The 16,382-nt window shown below is 69.6% G+C and carries 15 protein-coding genes and 1 pseudogene; 14 read left to right on the top strand and 2 right to left on the bottom strand.

From position 1 onward, the window contains the following. The first annotated feature begins 112 nt into the window (after positions 1–112). Both HS104_08595 and HS104_08590 read left to right on the top strand, forming a co-directional pair. Positions 113–820 carry an ROK family protein gene (locus tag HS104_08595; protein ID MBE7480027.1) on the top strand — a complete coding sequence of 236 codons (708 nt, stop codon included), beginning with the start codon at positions 113–115 and terminating at the stop codon, positions 818–820. Further along, the gene (locus tag HS104_08590) at positions 805–1,941 is read left to right on the top strand and encodes a hypothetical protein (GenBank protein ID MBE7480026.1); all 1,137 of its coding nucleotides are present in this window, start codon (positions 805–807) and stop codon (positions 1,939–1,941) included. The genes HS104_08595 and HS104_08590 overlap by 16 nt, the downstream gene beginning before the upstream one ends. 1 nt (position 1,942) lies before the next feature. On the opposite strand, the gene lon is transcribed toward HS104_08590, so the two are convergent. Further along, on the bottom strand, positions 1,943–4,378 hold the full coding sequence (lon, locus tag HS104_08585) for an endopeptidase La (protein MBE7480025.1): 2,436 nt from the start codon (positions 4,376–4,378) through the stop codon (positions 1,943–1,945). Between the two features lie 133 nt (positions 4,379–4,511). Here lon and HS104_08580 point away from each other — a divergent pair, with 133 nt between their 5' ends. From HS104_08580 to yfcF, 5 genes are read left to right on the top strand one after another with little or no spacing between them, the layout of a single operon-like run. Beyond that, a complete protein-coding gene (locus HS104_08580) occupies positions 4,512–5,444 on the top strand; it encodes a methionyl-tRNA formyltransferase (protein ID MBE7480024.1) in 933 nt (310 codons plus the stop codon). Positions 5,445–5,483: 39 nt separating this feature from the next. Then, positions 5,484–6,080 carry a hypothetical protein gene (locus tag HS104_08575; GenBank protein ID MBE7480023.1) on the top strand — a complete coding sequence of 199 codons (597 nt, stop codon included), beginning with the start codon at positions 5,484–5,486 and terminating at the stop codon, positions 6,078–6,080. After that, positions 6,077–8,902 carry an Hsp70 family protein gene (locus HS104_08570; GenBank protein MBE7480022.1) on the top strand — a complete coding sequence of 942 codons (2,826 nt, stop codon included), beginning with the start codon at positions 6,077–6,079 and terminating at the stop codon, positions 8,900–8,902. Before HS104_08575 ends, HS104_08570 begins: the two co-directional genes overlap by 4 nt. Then, positions 8,899–9,453, top strand: coding sequence for a J domain-containing protein (locus tag HS104_08565; GenBank protein MBE7480021.1), 555 nt, complete (start codon positions 8,899–8,901; stop codon positions 9,451–9,453). Before HS104_08570 ends, HS104_08565 begins: the two co-directional genes overlap by 4 nt. Beyond that, a complete protein-coding gene (gene yfcF / locus HS104_08560; protein MBE7480020.1) occupies positions 9,450–10,082 on the top strand; it encodes a glutathione transferase in 633 nt (210 codons plus the stop codon). Before HS104_08565 ends, yfcF begins: the two co-directional genes overlap by 4 nt. A 528-nt stretch (positions 10,083–10,610) precedes the next feature. Here the strand turns inward: yfcF and HS104_08555 are convergent. Further along, a complete protein-coding gene (locus tag HS104_08555) occupies positions 10,611–11,348 on the bottom strand; it encodes a triose-phosphate isomerase (protein MBE7480019.1) in 738 nt (245 codons plus the stop codon). Positions 11,349–11,484: 136 nt separating this feature from the next. On the opposite strand from HS104_08555, the pseudogene HS104_08550 reads away from it, so the two are divergent. The 7 genes and pseudogenes from HS104_08550 to HS104_08520 all read left to right on the top strand — a co-directional run bounded on the left by HS104_08550 (position 11,485) and on the right by HS104_08520 (position 16,378). Next, positions 11,485–11,943: pseudogene (locus HS104_08550) on the top strand (RpiB/LacA/LacB family sugar-phosphate isomerase). Between the two features lie 246 nt (positions 11,944–12,189). Then, on the top strand, positions 12,190–12,921 hold the full coding sequence (deoC, locus tag HS104_08545) for a deoxyribose-phosphate aldolase (GenBank protein MBE7480018.1): 732 nt from the start codon (positions 12,190–12,192) through the stop codon (positions 12,919–12,921). Positions 12,922–12,947: 26 nt separating this feature from the next. After that, positions 12,948–13,583, top strand: coding sequence for a hypothetical protein (locus HS104_08540; protein ID MBE7480017.1), 636 nt, complete (start codon positions 12,948–12,950; stop codon positions 13,581–13,583). Positions 13,584–13,586: 3 nt separating this feature from the next. After that, the gene (locus tag HS104_08535) at positions 13,587–14,207 is read left to right on the top strand and encodes a hypothetical protein (GenBank protein ID MBE7480016.1); all 621 of its coding nucleotides are present in this window, start codon (positions 13,587–13,589) and stop codon (positions 14,205–14,207) included. A 56-nt stretch (positions 14,208–14,263) separates the two neighbouring features. After that, entirely contained in the window at positions 14,264–14,581 is a 318-nt protein-coding gene (locus tag HS104_08530) for a BMC domain-containing protein (GenBank protein ID MBE7480015.1), read from the top strand. Between the two features lie 12 nt (positions 14,582–14,593). Continuing rightward, positions 14,594–14,908, top strand: a complete 315-nt coding sequence (locus HS104_08525) for a EutN/CcmL family microcompartment protein (GenBank protein MBE7480014.1) — start codon at positions 14,594–14,596, stop codon at positions 14,906–14,908. An 18-nt stretch (positions 14,909–14,926) separates the two neighbouring features. After that, complete coding sequence (locus tag HS104_08520) at positions 14,927–16,378, top strand: aldehyde dehydrogenase EutE (GenBank protein ID MBE7480013.1); 1,452 nt, start codon at positions 14,927–14,929, stop codon at positions 16,376–16,378. Positions 16,379–16,382: the final 4 nt, after the last annotated feature.

The raw sequence follows: 16,382 nt of genomic DNA, 5'->3' as shown, positions 1-16,382 counted from the left end.
CTCGACTAAGGCGGACAGCGGCGGACGCCACCAAGCGCGAAGAACCGGAGCCCGAACCATGGGCAGCGCCGCCTCGCTCGTCTACGCTCGCGGGCCGGAGCCCATTCCTCGCATGAACACCGCCTCCCCGCGAACCCTCTCGGTCGACATCGGCGGCACCGGGATCAAGATGCTGGTCCTGGACGCCGCCGGACATCCGGTGACGGAGCGAAGCCGCGAGCTCACGCCGCGCCCGGCGGCGCCCGAGGCCGTGCTCGAGGTGCTCCGGCGCATGTTCGCAGAGCAGCGGCCGTTCGACCGCGTGAGCGTGGGCTTCCCCGGGGTGGTGCGCCACGGGGTGGTCAAGACGGCGCCGAACCTGGACACCACGCTCTGGGCCGGGCAGGCCTTCGAGACGGAGATCGCCGAGCTCGCGGACCGGCCGACCCGCGTGGTCAACGACGCCGATCTGCAAGGCTACGGCGTGGTGCGCGGCGAGGGGGTCGAGATGGTGCTGACGCTCGGCACGGGCCTCGGCGCGGCCCTGTTCACGAACGGCCACCTGGTACCGAACCTGGAGCTCGGTCATCACCCGTTCAAGAAGGGGCAGACCTACGAGGAGCGCGTCGCGGAGAAGGAGCTCGACCGCGTCGGCAAGGAGCGCTGGAGCCGGCGCGTGCGCGAGATGCTCGACCAGCTCGCTCCCATCTTCAACTACGACCTGCTCTACCTCGGCGGCGGCAACGCCAAGAAGCTCCAGGTCGAGCTGCCCGAGAACGTCGTGCGCTTCGAGAACGTCCAGGGACTGCGCGGCGGGATCCGACTGTGGGACGATCGCTGACGCTCGCAGCGCTGCTGCTCCTCACGGCCTGCAAGGCACGCCCGGGACCCCCGGCGCCGGCCCCGTCACTCGTCCCCAGCGTGGAGCCGCCGCTCGCGCCGCTGCCCGAGCGCCCCGTGAGCGGCGAGGTGGCGTTCGAGCTCCTCGCAGTCGAGGACGGCGCCCTCCTGGCCTGGGGCGGCCCGAGCGGCCTCCAGATCGCGCTGCTCGACGCCGCAGGACGAGCCCGTGGCGAGGCGCTCTCGGTCCCCGGCGCGCCCGAAGAGAGCGTGGTCGAGCTGGCGGGTGGCAGCTTGGGCAGCCGCGTCGGACTGGCCTTCGTCACGCGCTCCGCGACCGGGGCGGCCAGCTGGGGCACCCTGGGCGACGCCGAGACGCGCTCGTTTTCTCCCGTGTTCGCCCTGACGGCCGCCACGCTCGGGGACGTCACCAAGCGCGGGCACGTCGGCTTCGCGGTGAGCGACAAGAACGAGATGGTGGCGTTGGTGCGCGGGGCGGACGAGCCCTGCGCGGAGCCCAAAGGGCCGAGCTGCGCGCAGTTCCGCTTCCGCGAGCTCCTCGCCACCGGGCCTGAACCACGTGGCTTGCCCATCAGCGTCCCGAGCCCATGCTCGGCGCCCCTGGCCGGCTTCGAGCTGGTGAAGGAGCGCTGGCACTACGGCTTCTGCTCGCAGGCCGACCGCCGACCCGACGTGACCACCTTCATGCGGCAGCGAGAGCCGTTCTACGTCGGCGTCGCGACGCCAGCGCCCGGCTGTCTTCCGCTCGGCGCGACGAAGGTGGGTGACGACGCGCTGTTCGTGTTCCAGTGCGGCGACGCGCGGCGCGGAGTGCGCATCGGGGACCTGAACGCCCGGGAGCGCCAGGTGGACCTCTCAGCCGTGAAGCTCGAGTGCCGCCTGGGGCGGCCGCTGTTCAGCGCCCCCGGCACGCCGCGCCTCGCCCTCGACCTGTCCGGCCCGCTCGGTGGGCTCGGCCCGCTGTTGCCGCAGGCGTTCTCCGCTTCGAATGCGCGCGCCGTCTGGACTGGCAGCGCGCTCCTGGTCGGCTCCTGGATGGCCGGCAAGGTCGTGCTCAGGCGCTTCGAGTGCCGGGGCGCCGAGCTGGCGCGTACCGGCTGAGTCAGTTCGAGTGCGGCTGGGCTTCCTTGCCGGCAGCCACGGCGTCGAGATACGCCTGGCTCGGCTGCGGCATGCTCTCGAGCGCCGCAGCCAGGACCTCGTCGAGCTTGTTCACGATGACGAACTCGAGCTCGTCCCGGACCTCCTTCGGCACTTCCTCGAGGTCGGCCTTGTTCCGCTCGGGAACCAGCACGCGCTTGATGCCCGCCCGGTGGGCGGCGAGCGTCTTCTCCTTGAGACCGCCGATGGGCAGCACCCGCCCGCGCAGCGAGATCTCACCGGTCATCGCCACGTCGTGCCGCACCCGGATGCCGGTGAGCAGGCTCACCAGCGCGGTGAACATGGTGACGCCGGCGGAGGGCCCGTCCTTGGGCATCGCGCCGGCCGGGATGTGGATGTGGATGTCGCTCTTCTCCAGGAAGTCCTTGGGGATGTTGTACTTCTCGGCGTTGGTGCGGACGTAGGACAGCGCCGCGTGAGCGCTCTCCTTCATCACGTCGCCGAGCTGGCCGGTCAGCTGGAGCTTGCCGGAGCCGAACATGCGGGTCGCCTCGATGAAGAGGATCTCGCCGCCGACGCTGGTCCAGGCCAGGCCCGTGGCCACGCCCGTCTCCTCCGTGCGCTCCGCGACCTCGCTCGTGTACTTCACGGGCCCGAGGTACTCGCGCAGGTCGTCCTCGGTCTTGATCACGCGGGGCGTGTGGTCGCCCTCTGCGACCTTCACGGCCACGCCGCGGATGACGCTGGCGATCTGGCGCTCGAGGGAGCGGACGCCTGCCTCCCGGGTGTAGTGCTCGATGATCTCCTCGACGGCCTCGTCCAGGATCTTCACCTGCTCCTCCTTGAGCCCATGCTCCTCGAGCTGCTTCGGGATCAGGTGCTGGCGCGCGATCGCGAGCTTCTCGCGCCGCGTGTAGCCGGGGATCTCCAGGATCTCCATGCGGTCGCGTAGCGGCGGCGGGATCGGATCGGCCACGTTCGCCGTCGCCACGAACATCACGTTCGACAGGTCGTAGGGGATCTCCAGGTAGTGGTCGGCGAAGGTGTTGTTCTGCTCGGGATCGAGCACCTCGAGCAGCGCGGCGCTGGGATCACCGCGGAAGTCGTGCCCAATCTTGTCCACCTCGTCCATCATGAAGACGGGGTTGATGGTGCTGGCCTTCTTCATGCCCTGGATGATCTGGCCCGGCAGCGCGCCCACGTAGGTGCGGCGATGACCGCGGATGGCGGCCTCGTCGTGGACACCACCGAGGGAGACGCGGACGAACTTGCGGCCGAGCGCCCGGGCGATGCTGCGCCCGAGGCTCGTCTTGCCCACGCCGGGGGGCCCGAGCAGGCAGAGGATCGGGCCCTTCTTGTCCTTCTTCAGCTTGCGAACCGCCAGGTACTCGACGATGCGCTTCTTGACCTTCTCGAGCCCGTAGTGGTCCTCGTCGAGGACCTTCCGGACTTCCATGATCTCCATGTTGTCCTCCGTGGAGGTGCTCCACGGAAGATCGAGGATCCAGTCCAGGTAGGTGCGGACCACCGTGTACTCCGCGCTGCCCACCTGCATCGAGCGCAGGCGCTTGAGCTGCTTCTTGGCCACGCTGTCGGCCTCGCTCGGCAGGTTCGCCTTGGCGATGCGCTCTTCGAGCCCGTCCAGATCGCCTTGATCGCCCTCGTCCTCGCCCAGCTCTTCCTTGATGGCCTTGAGCTGCTGGCGCAGCACGTACTCGCGCTGGTTCTTGCCCATCTCCTCCTTGATCTGGGAGTTGATGCGCTCGCGCATCTTCAGGATTTCGAGCTGGCGGGTGAGCAGGCGGAGCACCTTGCGGATGCGCTCCTTGACCTCGATGGTCTCGATGAGCTGCGCCTTCTCCTCGACCGGGGCGTCCAGGTTCGCGGCCACCAGATCGGCCAGCGCGCCCGGCGCCTGGATCGAGTCGATCAGCGAGCCGGCCTCTCGCGGCAGCTCCGGCATCAGCTGGATCACCTGCTTGGCCACGTCGCGCAGGCTCATCGCCAGCGCCTCGGCCTCCACGTCCTCGACCGGCGGCGCCTCCACCTTGGCGATCTTCGCCTTCAAGTAGGGCGTGCTCTGGGTGAGGCCGTCCAGGCGGATGCGGGTGAGGCCCTGCAAAATCAGCGAGTAGTTCCCGCTGGAGTGCTTCAGCGCCTTGAGCACCCGCGCCGCGCAGCCCACCGGGTACAAGTCGTCCGCCCCCGGGTCGTCCGTGGAGGGATCGCGCTGGGCGAAAATGGCGATCACGGGAGACGAGAGGTTGTGAACGTCTTCGACCAGGGCGACGCTCTTCTCACGGCCCACGTCGAACGGCGCCACCGCGCCCGGGAAGAGCACGGCGTTTCGGATCGGCAGCACCGCCAGCTCGTCGCCGAAGCGCACCTCTTCATCGGAGGTCGGGGCGGAGGACGCGGGCTTCTTCTTCTCACTCATGGATTACCTCTCGACCCGAAGCGGGGGGTCCCCCGGCTTTTGTGACGTTCGGGCACGCGGGTCAAGCTAAGCACGGTCCCCGAACGCGTCTATGCTGGCCACCGCTCTCGGAGGGCCACGACCCTTGTCCACGATTCGCAGCGTTTTCTTCGGTACCCCCGCGATCGCGGTGCCAGCCCTCCGGGCCCTCGCCGAGACGACCGAGCTCGTGGCGGTGGTCTGCCAGCCGGACCGCCCCGCAGGCCGCGGCCTTGCGCTCGCCGAGCCAGCGGTCAAGCAGGCGGCGAGCGCGCTCGGCCTCTTGGTGCACCAGCCGACCAAGGTCAGGACCGGTGAGCTCGAGTCGTGGCTCCGAGGGCAAGGCGCCGATGTCGCCGTCGTGCTCGCCTACGGACGCATCTTGCCCGAAGGCGTGCTCGGCGCGCCGCGACTCGGTTGCCTCAACCTGCACGCGTCACTGTTGCCGAAATACCGCGGCGCAGCCCCGATCAACTGGGCCATCGCCAACGGCGAAACCGAGACCGGCGTCAGCTTGATGCAGATGGATGCCGGCCTCGACACCGGTCCGGTGTTCCTGGAGAGGCGCCTGCCGATCGGCCCGGACGAGACCGCGGGCGAGCTGGCCGAGCGCATCGCGGAGCTCGCGGCGTTGGTGGTCCGGCAGGATCTCGGCCGGGTCCTGTCCGGCGAGGTCGTCGCCCGGCCCCAGGACGAGGCTCGGGCGACCCACGCGCCGCTCATCACCAAGGAGCACACGCGGATCGACTGGTCGCGCCCGGCGCTGGAGCTCGTGAACCTCGTCCGCGCGATGGCACCCCGACCCGGCGCGCACACCTCGCTCCGGGGCAAGCACCTGCGAGTCACCCGCGCGCGGCTGGGGCGTGAGGCCGCCCCTGGGGCTCCCGGCAGTGTCGCCTTGGGGATCGGCCGCGAGCTCTTGGTGGCCACAGGGACGGGCAGCTTCGAAATCCTGCGGGCCCAGCTCGAGGGCAAGAAGGAGCTCGCAGCCGCCGACCTGCTCAATGGACGTCAGCTCGGGCCCGGAGATCGGCTGGGCACCCCGTGAAACGGACGGGACGCACGAATCGAGCTAGGATCCTCCCTCGTGGAGCTCGCTGCTCGCCTGATCGATGAGATTGCCGAAGAGTTCCCGCGCTTTCGCATCGTGGACAAGCGCGGCGACGGGCTCAGCCGCGCCATCGACCGCGCGCTCAAAATCGTGACAATCGGCAAGCAGAGCGGGTACTTGACCGTCTACCACACGGTCATCGGAGACACCCTGTACGTCCCTGATTGCTGGCACGACGCGCCGGACGTCGAGCGGGCCATCGTGCTCCGGCACGAGCGGGTCCACCTGCGCCAGCGCCGCCGCCTCGGCCTGCCGCTCATGGCGTTCCTGTACTTTCTCCCCATCTTCCCCCTCGGCCTGGCCTACGGCCGCGCGCGCATCGAGTGGGAGGCCTACACCGAGACGTTACGCGCCACGGCGGAGCTCTGCGGCCTCGGGGCAGCCCGCTCACCCGAGCTGCGCGCCCAGATCGTGCGTCGCTTCACCGGGCCGGACTACGGCTGGATGTGGCCCTTCGAGCGCCAGGTCCAGCGCTGGTACGATGCGGCGCTCGAGCTGATCGCGGCGGACTTCGCCCACCCAGACAAGAACGACCTCGGCTCGACCCGAGCGCACGGAGAACACGCAGCATGACGGTAGTTGGAATCGACCTCGGCACGACCAACACGGTCGTCGGCGTGGTCAAGGACGGGCACGCAGCAGCGTTGGCCGACGAGCACGGGGACCGCCTGATCCCGTCGGTCGTGTCGTTCCACCCGAGCGGCAACGTGCTGGTGGGCAAGGCCGCCAAGGAGCGCCGCCTGGTCGACGCTCCCAACACCATTTACTCGATCAAGCGCCTGATCGGCAGGAGCTGGGAGAGCGAAGAGGTCAAGACGGCGCGCGAGCGCTTCCCCTTCGAGATGCGCGAGGGACCCGGGCAGGCCGCGCTGGTCGTCGCCCGAGGGCAGTCCTACACGCTGCCGGAGATCAGCGCCTTCGTGCTGCGTCGCGCCAAGGCGGTGGCCGAGGCAGCCGTCGGCCCGGTCGAGAAGGCGGTGATCACCGTCCCCGCCAACTTCAACGATCTGCAGCGCGCCGCGACCAAGGTCGCCGGCCGCGTCGCCGGGCTCGAGGTCATGCGCATCTTGAACGAGCCCACGGCGGCGGCGCTCGCCTACGGCTATGGCAAGAACACCAACGAGCGCATCGCGGTCTACGACTTCGGCGGTGGAACGTTCGACGTCACGTTGCTCGACCTGAGCGAAAACGTGTTCGAGGTGCTGGCGACCGCCGGAAACACCTTCCTGGGTGGTGACGACATCGATCTGGCGCTGGCCGAGCGCATGGCCACCGCCTTCCTTCAGCAGCACAAGACCGATCCGCGCGGTGACCCTCAAGCGTTCGAGCGACTGCGCGCCGCGGCGGAGGAGCTGAAGATCCGCCTCTCGCGCGAGAACGAAGTGACGCTCCACTTGCCGGAGGTGGCGCACGGCGCCGGGGGCCGTCCGCTCGATCTCGAGTTCCGGATGAACCGTGCCGAGTTCGAGGCGATGGTCGGTCCGATCGTCGAGCACACCTTCGAGGTGTGCCGCGAAGCCATGAGTATCGCGCGCCTCAGCGCCAGCGACTTCGACCAGGTGCTGCTCGTCGGCGGCTCGACGCGCATCCCGCTGGTGCGCCAGCGGGTCGAGGGGTTCTTCAAGCGCCCGGTGCTCGGCCACATCAGCCCCGACGAGGTGGTGGCGATCGGCGCGGCCATCCAGGCCACGGCGCTCACGGCCGCGACGGAGCGGCGCCGCGAGCTGCCGGCGGCCCCGGCGCCCGCCGCCCGGGGGCCCATGGCCCGCAAGGGCCAGACCTGGCCGCCCCACATGATGCAGACGCCGCCGGTCTCCGCCGACCCGCACACCGAGCCCTACGGCGGACGCAGCCGAAGCCCGACCAGCCCGGGGATCCAGGCCGACTCGGGCGCGCGGCAGCTGCCCGTCGGCGCCGCGCAGCGCGTGGTGGTCCCAGGTGGACCCGGCGTGGCGCCGCCCCCCGGTACGGAGCCACCCGGTACCGTCGCAGGGCTCGGCGCCAAGGGACGCTTCCCGACCGGCGCCGGCCTCGGACCCGAGGCGGAGAAGGCCCGGCGCATGACCGACCCGGGCATGGGCTCCGACGGCCCGAGCCAGATCGTTCCGCCCGAACGGGGCCCGATCAACCTGCCAGGCCTCGACGACCCGACGGCGGAGGCCGGCCACATCGCCAGCTTCCTGGCGCGCTACGCCAGCACGCCGCAGAAGCCGCGCACGACGCAGCCGCAGCCGCAGCAGCCCGTGGTCAAGCCGAAGGACGAGAGCGTCTCCTACCGGCTCAGCGACGACGAAATTCAGTACGACGATCCGAGCGCGCTCCAAGCGCCGAATACGCAGCAACTCCGGCGCATGGCGGGGCCGCAGTCCACCGACGAAGTCACCGAGGTGCACAAGCGCCGCACGGGCTCACGCGTCTCCATCGACGAGCAGGCCCTGCCGTTGCCGAGCATTCCCGACGAAGAGGACATGACGATGGACACGGCGACTTCGCCCCAGGCGAAGGCTCCGGCGCCGTTCGGCGGGACGCTCCAGCTGCCCGCGCAACCTCCTCCCCCGCCCATGCGCGGCGTCCCAGGCTCGCTGACCACGCCAACCTCGCCGAGCCCGCTGCTCGCCGGCATCCCGCAGACGCAGCCCGTCGCGCCGGCGCCGGCGCCTGCACCGGGGCCGTTCGGCCAGGCCAGCACCTTGGTCTCGCCCGCGAGCGCAGGCGCCGTCCCCACCTCCCCGATGCCGCAGATGCAGTTTCCGCTCGGTGCCCCGAGCCCGGCGCCGGGCATGCCACCGCCGTTCGCGCCGGGCGCACCCTTCGGTGCACCCTCGCCCTACGCGCCGGCCCCTTCGCCCGAGCCTGCCCCGGGCCCGGCTGTTCCGCCCTGGGCGCCGCCCCTCGGCGTCGCCGCGGGCGTCGGCGTCGCGGGCTTCGGCCCGGCCCCGAGCCCCGCGGCCCAGCAGATGCCACCCGGCCCGGGCGCGCCGCTCCTGGTCGACGTCACTCCGCTCACGCTGACCGTGGAGACGGTGCAGGGCTTCTGCGATCCGGTGATCGCTCGCAACTCTCCCGTGCCCTGCGAGCGCAGCCGTGCCTTCGTGACGGCCGCCGACAACCAGACCACGGTGCGCGTGCGCGTGGCCCAGGGCGAGTCGAAGCTCTTCCGCGAGAACACCTTGCTCGGCGAGGTCGAGCTGTCTGGGCTGCGACCCGCCGCGCGGGGCCAGGTCAAGATCGACGTGGTCTTCGGCCTCGACACCGACGGCATCCTCAACGTGCGGGCCGTGGACGTGGCGACGGGGCACGAGGCGCAGGTCACGGTGCGGCTCGTGGCGGTGCCTGACATGGGCAACGTCGCAGAGATGGCCGCGCGGCAAGCCGCGATGCCGATGATGTCATGACCGATCCAGCCACGCTCGAGCGCTTGCAGGATTGGGCCGAGGTCCTGGACGACTCGACCTACTACGAAATCCTCGGCGTGCTCGAGATCTGCGACGACGAAGCGCTGCGCGAGGCGTTCCGGAATTTCGCTCTGTCGTTCCACCCGGATCTGTTCCGCGACACCCCCGCGCCGGTGCAGGCGGCGGTGCGGCGGATCTTCCAGCGCGGAACCGAGGCCTACCGCGTGCTCGGCGATCGCGAGCTGCGCATTCGCTACGACATGGGGCTCGAGCGCGGCAAGCGCCGGATGGAAGACGTGCTCGCGCCCAAGAGCGAGCTTCCGCCTCCGATCAGCCTCCGCAGCAAGGGCCTGGACGAGCTGGCGCGCTCCGGGGGCGCCAAGCTCGCGGCCCAGAAGGCGAGCAAGCTGATCGACAAGGGCGACCTCGAAGGCGCCAAGAAGGAGCTGGAGAAAGCGCTCAGCTTCGACGGCAACGCCAATCAGAAGCTGGCCGAGCAGATCGAGGCGATCACGCTGGTGCTCTACGCCGGAGGCGGGAGCTCCGGTTGATCACGCTCTACGCCGAGCCGCTCTGGGACAGTCCCTGGGTCTTCTCCGTGTTCGTCGCCCTGATGGAGAAGGAGCTGCCCTTCGAGGCGCGCACCCTCGACCTCGCGGCAGGTGAGCAGCGCGCCCCGGAGTACCGCGCCGCCTCGCTCACCGCGCGTGTGCCCTGCATCGATCACGACGGCTTCTTGCTCTCGGAGTCCGCAGCCATCGTCGAGTACCTGGAGGAGAGCTTTCCTGCCCCAGAGCATCCGCGCCTCTTGCCCGACTCGATCCACGATCGGGCGAGAGCCCGGCAGGTCATGGGCTGGCTGCGCAGCGATCTGGGCCCCTTGCGCGAGGAGCGCCCGACCAGCTCGGTCTTCTTCGCACCGGTGAGCGCGCCGCTCTCGGCGAATGCGCTCGCCGCCCGGGACAAGCTCGTCTCGATCTGCGAGCGCCTGGTGACCGAGGGGGCCGGCCACATCTTCGGCTACGTCACCATCCCCGATTTCGAGCTCACGCTGGCGCTCCAGCGTTTGATCGCGAACGGCGATCCCATCCCCGAACGGCTGACGCGGTACGCGCAAGAGATCTGGCAGCGGCCGAGCGTACAGGCGTTCGTGAATCACGACAGGCCGAGCGGGCACTAGGGATCTGGGCAAGACTGGTGAAGTCGATCCGGGCCCGGCCTCCGGCCGGGCGGCGCCCTGACAGGTCTCGCGGAAGTGCGCCTGATTCCTTGCGCCTGAATCCTGAATCCTCCCTCTCGCGCTCCGCCGACCCCTGCAGCGCCACGCGACCCATCTCTCGGGACGAACGGCCGGCCCCGGTCCCGGGGTGATTCTCTCGCGCTCCGCCGACCCCCGCAGCGCCACGCGACCCATCTCTCGGGACGAACGGCCGGCCCCGGTCCCGGCCGGTGTTCTCACTCATCTCTCATTGGCAGAACGTGATCTGATCGGGGCAAGACTGGTGAAGTCGATCCGGGCCCCGCCTCCGGCCGGGCGGCGCCCGGACAGGTCTTGCAGAAGAGCGCCTGATTTCTGGCGCCTGAGTCCTCCCGCCTCACGGCCTGTGCCCCTGTGCTCCTGGCTCTGATTCCTGAACCCTCATGCCTGGGCCCGGGCCTGCGCCTCACAGCCTGTGCCCCTGTGCCCCTGGCTCTGAGTCCTGAAGCCTCATGCCTGGGCTCGGGACTGGGCGGCCGCGACGATCTCAGCGAAGCCTGCCGCGTCGAGCGACGCGCCTCCGACCAGCGCGCCGTCGATGTTCGGCTGGGCCAGGAGCTCCGCCGCGTTGTCCGCCTTGACGCTGCCACCGTAGAGAATGCGGGTGCTCCTCGCGAGCTCCGGCGAAGCGCGCGCCAGGAGCGCGCGGATCGAAGCGTGGACGGTCTCGGCGTCCCGGGGGCTCGCCACCTTGCCCGTGCCGATGGCCCAGACGGGCTCGTAGGCGATGGCGCCGAAGCCGGGCTGACGCCCGAGCGCCTCGACCACGGCGCGAACCTGACGCGCGACCACCACGAGCGTGTCGCCCGCCTCGCGCTCCGCGAGCGTCTCGCCCACGCACACGATGGGCCGAGGCCCGGTGGTCATCGCGCGGGCGGTCTTCTTGGCAACGAGGTCGTCCGTCTCCCCGCTCTTCTGCCGGCGCTCGCTGTGACCGAGCAGCACCCAGGTCACCCCGGCGCTGCGTAGCATGCTGCTGGAGATCTCTCCGGTGAACGCGCCGTCCGCCTCTTCACTCATGTTTTGCGCGCCGAGCGCGACGCGGCTCCCGGCGTCGTCGAGCGCAGCACGCACGGCAGCGAGCGCGGTGAACGGCGGCGCGACCAGCACGTCCACCGCGTCGTGCGCGCGCACCGCGCCGGCGACGGCGAGGGCGAGCGCGGCGGCCTCCGGCCCGCCCACGTTCATCTTCCAGTTGCCGGCGATGAAGGGCCTGCGCTCGGGGTCCACCCCCTAGGTCTACTGCCGGAAAGCGCGCACTGTCGACTCCGATCCGGCGCTCTCGCAAGGTGGCGCGAAATGCTCTACCGTCCGAGCCTTCCCGATGAGCACGCCCATCCATGCCGCCGGGCCAGTCGTCCTCGGCAGCGACCACGGCGGCTTCGAGCTCAAGGAGGCGCTGAAGCGCCACCTCGGCAAGCTCGGCGTGCCCGTCCTCGACGTGGGAACACACGGCAAGGAAGCCTGCGACTACCCGGTGTTCGCCCGTGCGGCAGCGCTCGCGGTCGCGCGCGGCGAGGCGTGGCGCGGCGTCGTCGTGGACGGCGCGGGCATCGGCTCGGGCATGGTCGCGAACAAGATCCCTGGTGTGCGCTCGGCGATGGCGTTCGACGTTGCGACCGCGAAGAACGCTCGCGAGCACAACGACGCGAACGTGCTCACGCTCGGGGCCGGCTATCTCAGCGAAGAAACTGCCCTCAAAGTCCTTGACGTCTTTCTGACGACCGACTGTACTCTCGACCGCCACAAGCGCCGCGTGGCGATGATCGACGCGCTCGATGCAGGCAGAAGTCCCCCTGCATCCACTCACGAAAAGAGGATCAGCGAGCACATGACCAGCACCGATCGCGCGTCGCTCGTTCAAGCGATTGTCGACGTGCTCTCCGCGAACCCGTCGCTGCTCGCCGCCGCAACCGACCTACCCGGTGGAGCGCCGAGCTTCTGCGCCGACGGTCGCTGCGTCGCCTGTGGCAGCTGCATCTCCAAGCGCACGGACAGCGTTCGGGCCATCGTCGGGGCCGGCCGACCCATGCGCCTGGCCAGCGCGCCGGGCCTGGGCGCCGTGCCGGAGGACATCGCCAAGTACATCGATCACACGCTGCTGCGCCCAGAAGCGACCTATTCGGACATCGACAAGCTGTGCGACGAGGCCAAGAAGTACGGATTCGCGTCGGTGTGCGTGAACCCGATGTACGTGAAGCGCTGCGCCGACCGGCTCCGGGGCTCGTCGTCACTCGTGTGCACGGTCATCGGCTTCCCGCTCGGCGCCACGCCGCCGGACATCAAGGCGCTGGAAGCGCGCCGCGCCATCCGCGACGGCGCGCGCGAGATCGACATGGTGATCTGCATCGGCGCGCTGAAGAGCGGCGACCACAAACACGTGTACGACGACATCCGGGCCGTCGCCGAGACCGTGCACGACGGGCGCGCAATCCTCAAGGTCATCCTGGAGACGGCCCTGCTCACCGACGAGGAGAAGATCGCCGGCTGCGTCGCGGCCAAGAAGGCGCGGGCGGACTTCGTGAAGACCTCGACCGGGTTCGCCAAGGGCGGCGCCACGGTGCACGACGTCACGCTGATGGCCACCGCCGTCGACCACCGCCTGGGCGTGAAGGCGTCGGGCGGCGTGGGCTCGGCGGAGGACGCGCGCAAGATGATCCAGGCCGGCGCAACCCGCATCGGCGCGTCCGTGGGTGTGAAGATCGTGCAAGAGTCCCGCGGACAGGCGTCCGACCAGTCGTCGGCGAAGGCCGCTTATTAGCCGTCTCGAAAGGTGAGAAGAGCCAGATGGCCGACCTTCGAAGCTTCGTTTTCCTGGATTCACTACAGCCGCAGCTGGCGGCCTACCTCGGCACCATCGCCAAGGGGTTCTTGCCCGTCGCGCACGAGGCCTCGCTGATCGTCGAGATTTCGCCGGGCATCGAGATCAACCGAGTCACCGACATCGCCGTGAAGGCGACGGACGTCCGGCCCGGCATGCAGATCGTCGAGCGCCTGTACGGCATGCTCGAGATCCACAGCCCCTCCCAGGCCGACGTCAGGCAGGCCGGCAGCGCCATCCTGGCGGCGCTCGAGCTCAAGGAGGAGGACCGCATCCAGCCCAGGGTGCTCTCCTCGCAGGTCATCAAGCACGTGGACGACCAGCAGGTTCAGCTGATCAACCGCAGCCGCCAGGGCATGATGCTGATCGCGCAGGAGTCGCTCTTCATCATGGAGGTCGAGCCCGCCGGATACGCCGCGTTCGCCGCCAACGAGGCGGAGAAGGCCGCGGAGATCAACGTGATCGACGTGCGCATGACCGGTGCCTTCGGTCGCGTGTATCTGGGCGGCGAGCAGCGCGACATCGACGTCGCGAGCGTCGCAGCGCAGAAAGCCATCGAGTCGCTGAAGGGGCGCGAGGCGAAGTCCTCGCGGAAGGATTGAGCCGTGGTCGACCTCCGAAGCTTCGTGTTCCTGGACTCGCTGCAGCCGCAGCACGCCGCCTTCCTCGGGACGGTGGCGAAGGGCTTCTTGCCGGTGCGCGGCCAGGCGTCGCTCTTCATCGAGATCGCGCCCGGCATCGAGATCAACCGCCTCACCGACATCGCGGTCAAGGCGACCAGCGTCAAGCCCGGCATGCAGATCGTAGAGCGCCTGTACGGGCTGCTCGAGCTGCACCACGACGAGCAGGCCGAGGTGCGGCGCGCGGGCGAAGCGATCCTGAAGGAGATCGGCGCCGAGGAGTCGTCGCGCATCAAGCCGGAGATCCTGTCCTCGACGGTGATTCGGCACCTGGACGATCGGCAGACGCAGCTCATCAACCGCGTGCGTCACGGCCACATGATCGTGGCCGGGCAGACCTTGTACACGCTGGAGGTGCAGCCCGCGGCGAACGCGGCACTGGCCGCGAACGAGGCCGAGAAGGCCGCGCGCATCAAGGTGCTCGAGATCGTGAGCTTCGGCTCGCTCGGGCGCGTGTACCTGGCCGGCGAGGACCGCGACATCGACGTCGCGGTGCCGGCGGCAGAGAGAGCAATCAACGGGCTCGCTGGGCGAGCCGGCAAGTAGACGAGTAATCCTTCCAGCGGCGATACGACAACGCCTGAGCAACACGGAGAACGGAAATGGCCGAAGCATTGGGTATGATCGAGTGCCGCTCCTTCGCGGCAATGGTTGAGGCGTCCGACGCCATGGTCAAAGCGGCGAAGGTCGAGCTCGTCGCCTACGAGAAGACCGGCGGGGGCTACGTCACCGCGATCATCCGCGGCGACGTCGCGGCGGTGAAGGCCGCGGTCGAAGCGGGTCAGGCCAACGCCGCCCGCGTCGGCGAGATCGTCGCCACTCACATCATCGCGCGCCCCCACGTCAACGTGGACCTGCGGCTCCCGCTCGGCCGTCAAGACGAGGTCGCCGCGGAGCTCAAGTCACGGGGCGGCAAGTAAGGCGGAGAGCCGATGCTCCTGGCAAAAGTGGTCGGGACCCTGGTCGCGACGCGCAAGGATCCGAAGCTCGACGGGCTGAAGTTCATGCTCTTGCGCCAGGTCAACCCGGAGAGCCTGGCCGAGGGCGGCTACGTGGTCGCCAACGACGCCGTCGGCTGCGGCGTCGGCGAATACGTGCTGTACGCGTCGGGCTCTTCGGCGAGGCAGACGGAGGTCACGAAGGATCGCCCCTGCGACGCCGTGATCATGGCGATCGTGGACACTTGGGAGATCGGCGGAGAGACTCGCTTCGACAAGCACGGCCAGGAGCACGGGTATGCGGACTAATCCGAGCGCCAGGGAGGTCTGGCGGTGAGCCCGGAGGAGATCCGCCGCATCGCCGAGGCCATCGCCGACCGCCTGAGCGGCGGTGGCACCGGGAGCGCAGCGCAACCTGCAAAGGCGCCGTCGTCCTCGCTGTCCGCGTCGGGAGACGACGGCATCTTCGCCAACATCGACGACGCCATTCGGGCCTCGCGGGCCGCGTTCATCGCGCTCTCGGCGCTCGGGCTCGAGCAACGCAAGCTGATCATCGAGTCGATGCGCGTCGCCATGCGCCGCGAGGCCGAAGCGCTCGCGCGGATGGCCTGCGAGGAGACAGGGCTCGGGCGGGTCGAGGACAAGATCCTCAAGAACCTCCTGGTCACCAACAAGTCGCCGGGACCCGAGGACCTGTCGCCCATCGCCCATACGGGCGACGACGGCTTCGCGCTGATCGAGCCGGCGCCGTTCGGAGTCATCGGCGCCATCACGCCGGTCACCAACCCGCCCTCGACCATCATCTGCAACGCCATTGCCATGGTCTCGGCTGGCAACGCCGTCACCTTCAACCCGGCACCCGGTGCCAAGCGGGTGTGCGCGGCGACGATCCGAGGCTTGAACCGCGCCATCATGGCCGCTGGCGGCCCGGCCAACGTGCTGACCGCGGTGGCCGAGCCGACCATCGAGAGCGCACAGACGCTGATGAAGCACCCGCTGGTCCGCTTGGTCGTCGTCACCGGCGGTCCGGGCGTGGTGCAGGCCGCCATGCACTCGGGCAAACGGGCGATCTGCGCCGGTCCGGGCAATCCGCCGGCGGTGGTCGACCCTACCGCCGACCTCGAGAAGGCCGGCCGCGACGTGGTGCTGGGCCACTCCTTCGACAACAACGTGATCTGCGTGGACGAGAAGGAGTGCATCGCGGTCGACTCGATCGCGGACTCGCTCAAGGCCGTGATGAAGAAGCACGGCGCCGTGGAGCTCAAGGCCGCGGACATCCCCCGGCTCGAGAAGGTGATCTTCGAGAAGAACGCCGGCCCGCGCGGCCATGCGGTGATCAACCGCAAGTTCGTGGGCAAGAACGCCTCGCTGATCCTGCAGGAGCTCGGCATCCCCGGCGGCCCCGAGGTGCGCTGCGTCTTGATCGACGTGCCCAACGATCATCCGCTGGTCTGGACCGAGCAGATGATGCCGGTCCTGCCCTTGACCCGCGTGAAGACCGTGGACGAAGCCATCGACCTCGCCGTGGAGGCCGAAGGCGGCTGCTTCCACACCGCCACCATGCACTCCCACGACATCGCGGCGCTCTCGAAGATGGCGCGGAAGTGCAACTGCAGCATCTTCGTCAAGAACGGCCGGGCCATCGCCGGATTGGGTGCCGACGGCGAGGGCTACACTTCGTTCACCATCGCCTCACCCACCGGTGAGGGGCTGACGACGGCGCGTTCGTTCTCGCGCTGGCGACGCTGCACCATGGTCGACCACTTCCGCATCGTCTGAGTGG

Source organism: Polyangiaceae bacterium (assembly GCA_015075635.1).
In the GTDB taxonomy this organism is placed as follows: domain Bacteria; phylum Myxococcota_A; class Polyangia; order Polyangiales; family Polyangiaceae; genus JADJKB01.
The sequence above is the reverse complement of the archived record's forward strand: the minus strand, read 5'-3'. Positions and strand labels throughout refer to the sequence as shown.

Coding starts and splice junctions, on each gene's coding strand:
- HS104_08540 (MBE7480017.1), top strand. CDS start 12,948: ATGGCCGACCTTCGAAGCTTCGTTTTCCTGGATTCACTACAGCCGCAG.
- lon (MBE7480025.1), bottom strand. CDS start 4,378: ATGAGTGAGAAGAAGAAGCCCGCGTCCTCCGCCCCGACCTCCGATGAA.
- HS104_08570 (MBE7480022.1), top strand. CDS start 6,077: ATGACGGTAGTTGGAATCGACCTCGGCACGACCAACACGGTCGTCGGC.
- HS104_08525 (MBE7480014.1), top strand. CDS start 14,594: ATGCTCCTGGCAAAAGTGGTCGGGACCCTGGTCGCGACGCGCAAGGAT.
- HS104_08595 (MBE7480027.1), top strand. CDS start 113: ATGAACACCGCCTCCCCGCGAACCCTCTCGGTCGACATCGGCGGCACC.
- HS104_08555 (MBE7480019.1), bottom strand. CDS start 11,348: ATGAACGTGGGCGGGCCGGAGGCCGCCGCGCTCGCCCTCGCCGTCGCC.
- HS104_08565 (MBE7480021.1), top strand. CDS start 8,899: ATGACCGATCCAGCCACGCTCGAGCGCTTGCAGGATTGGGCCGAGGTC.
- deoC (MBE7480018.1), top strand. CDS start 12,190: ATGCGCCTGGCCAGCGCGCCGGGCCTGGGCGCCGTGCCGGAGGACATC.
- HS104_08530 (MBE7480015.1), top strand. CDS start 14,264: ATGGCCGAAGCATTGGGTATGATCGAGTGCCGCTCCTTCGCGGCAATG.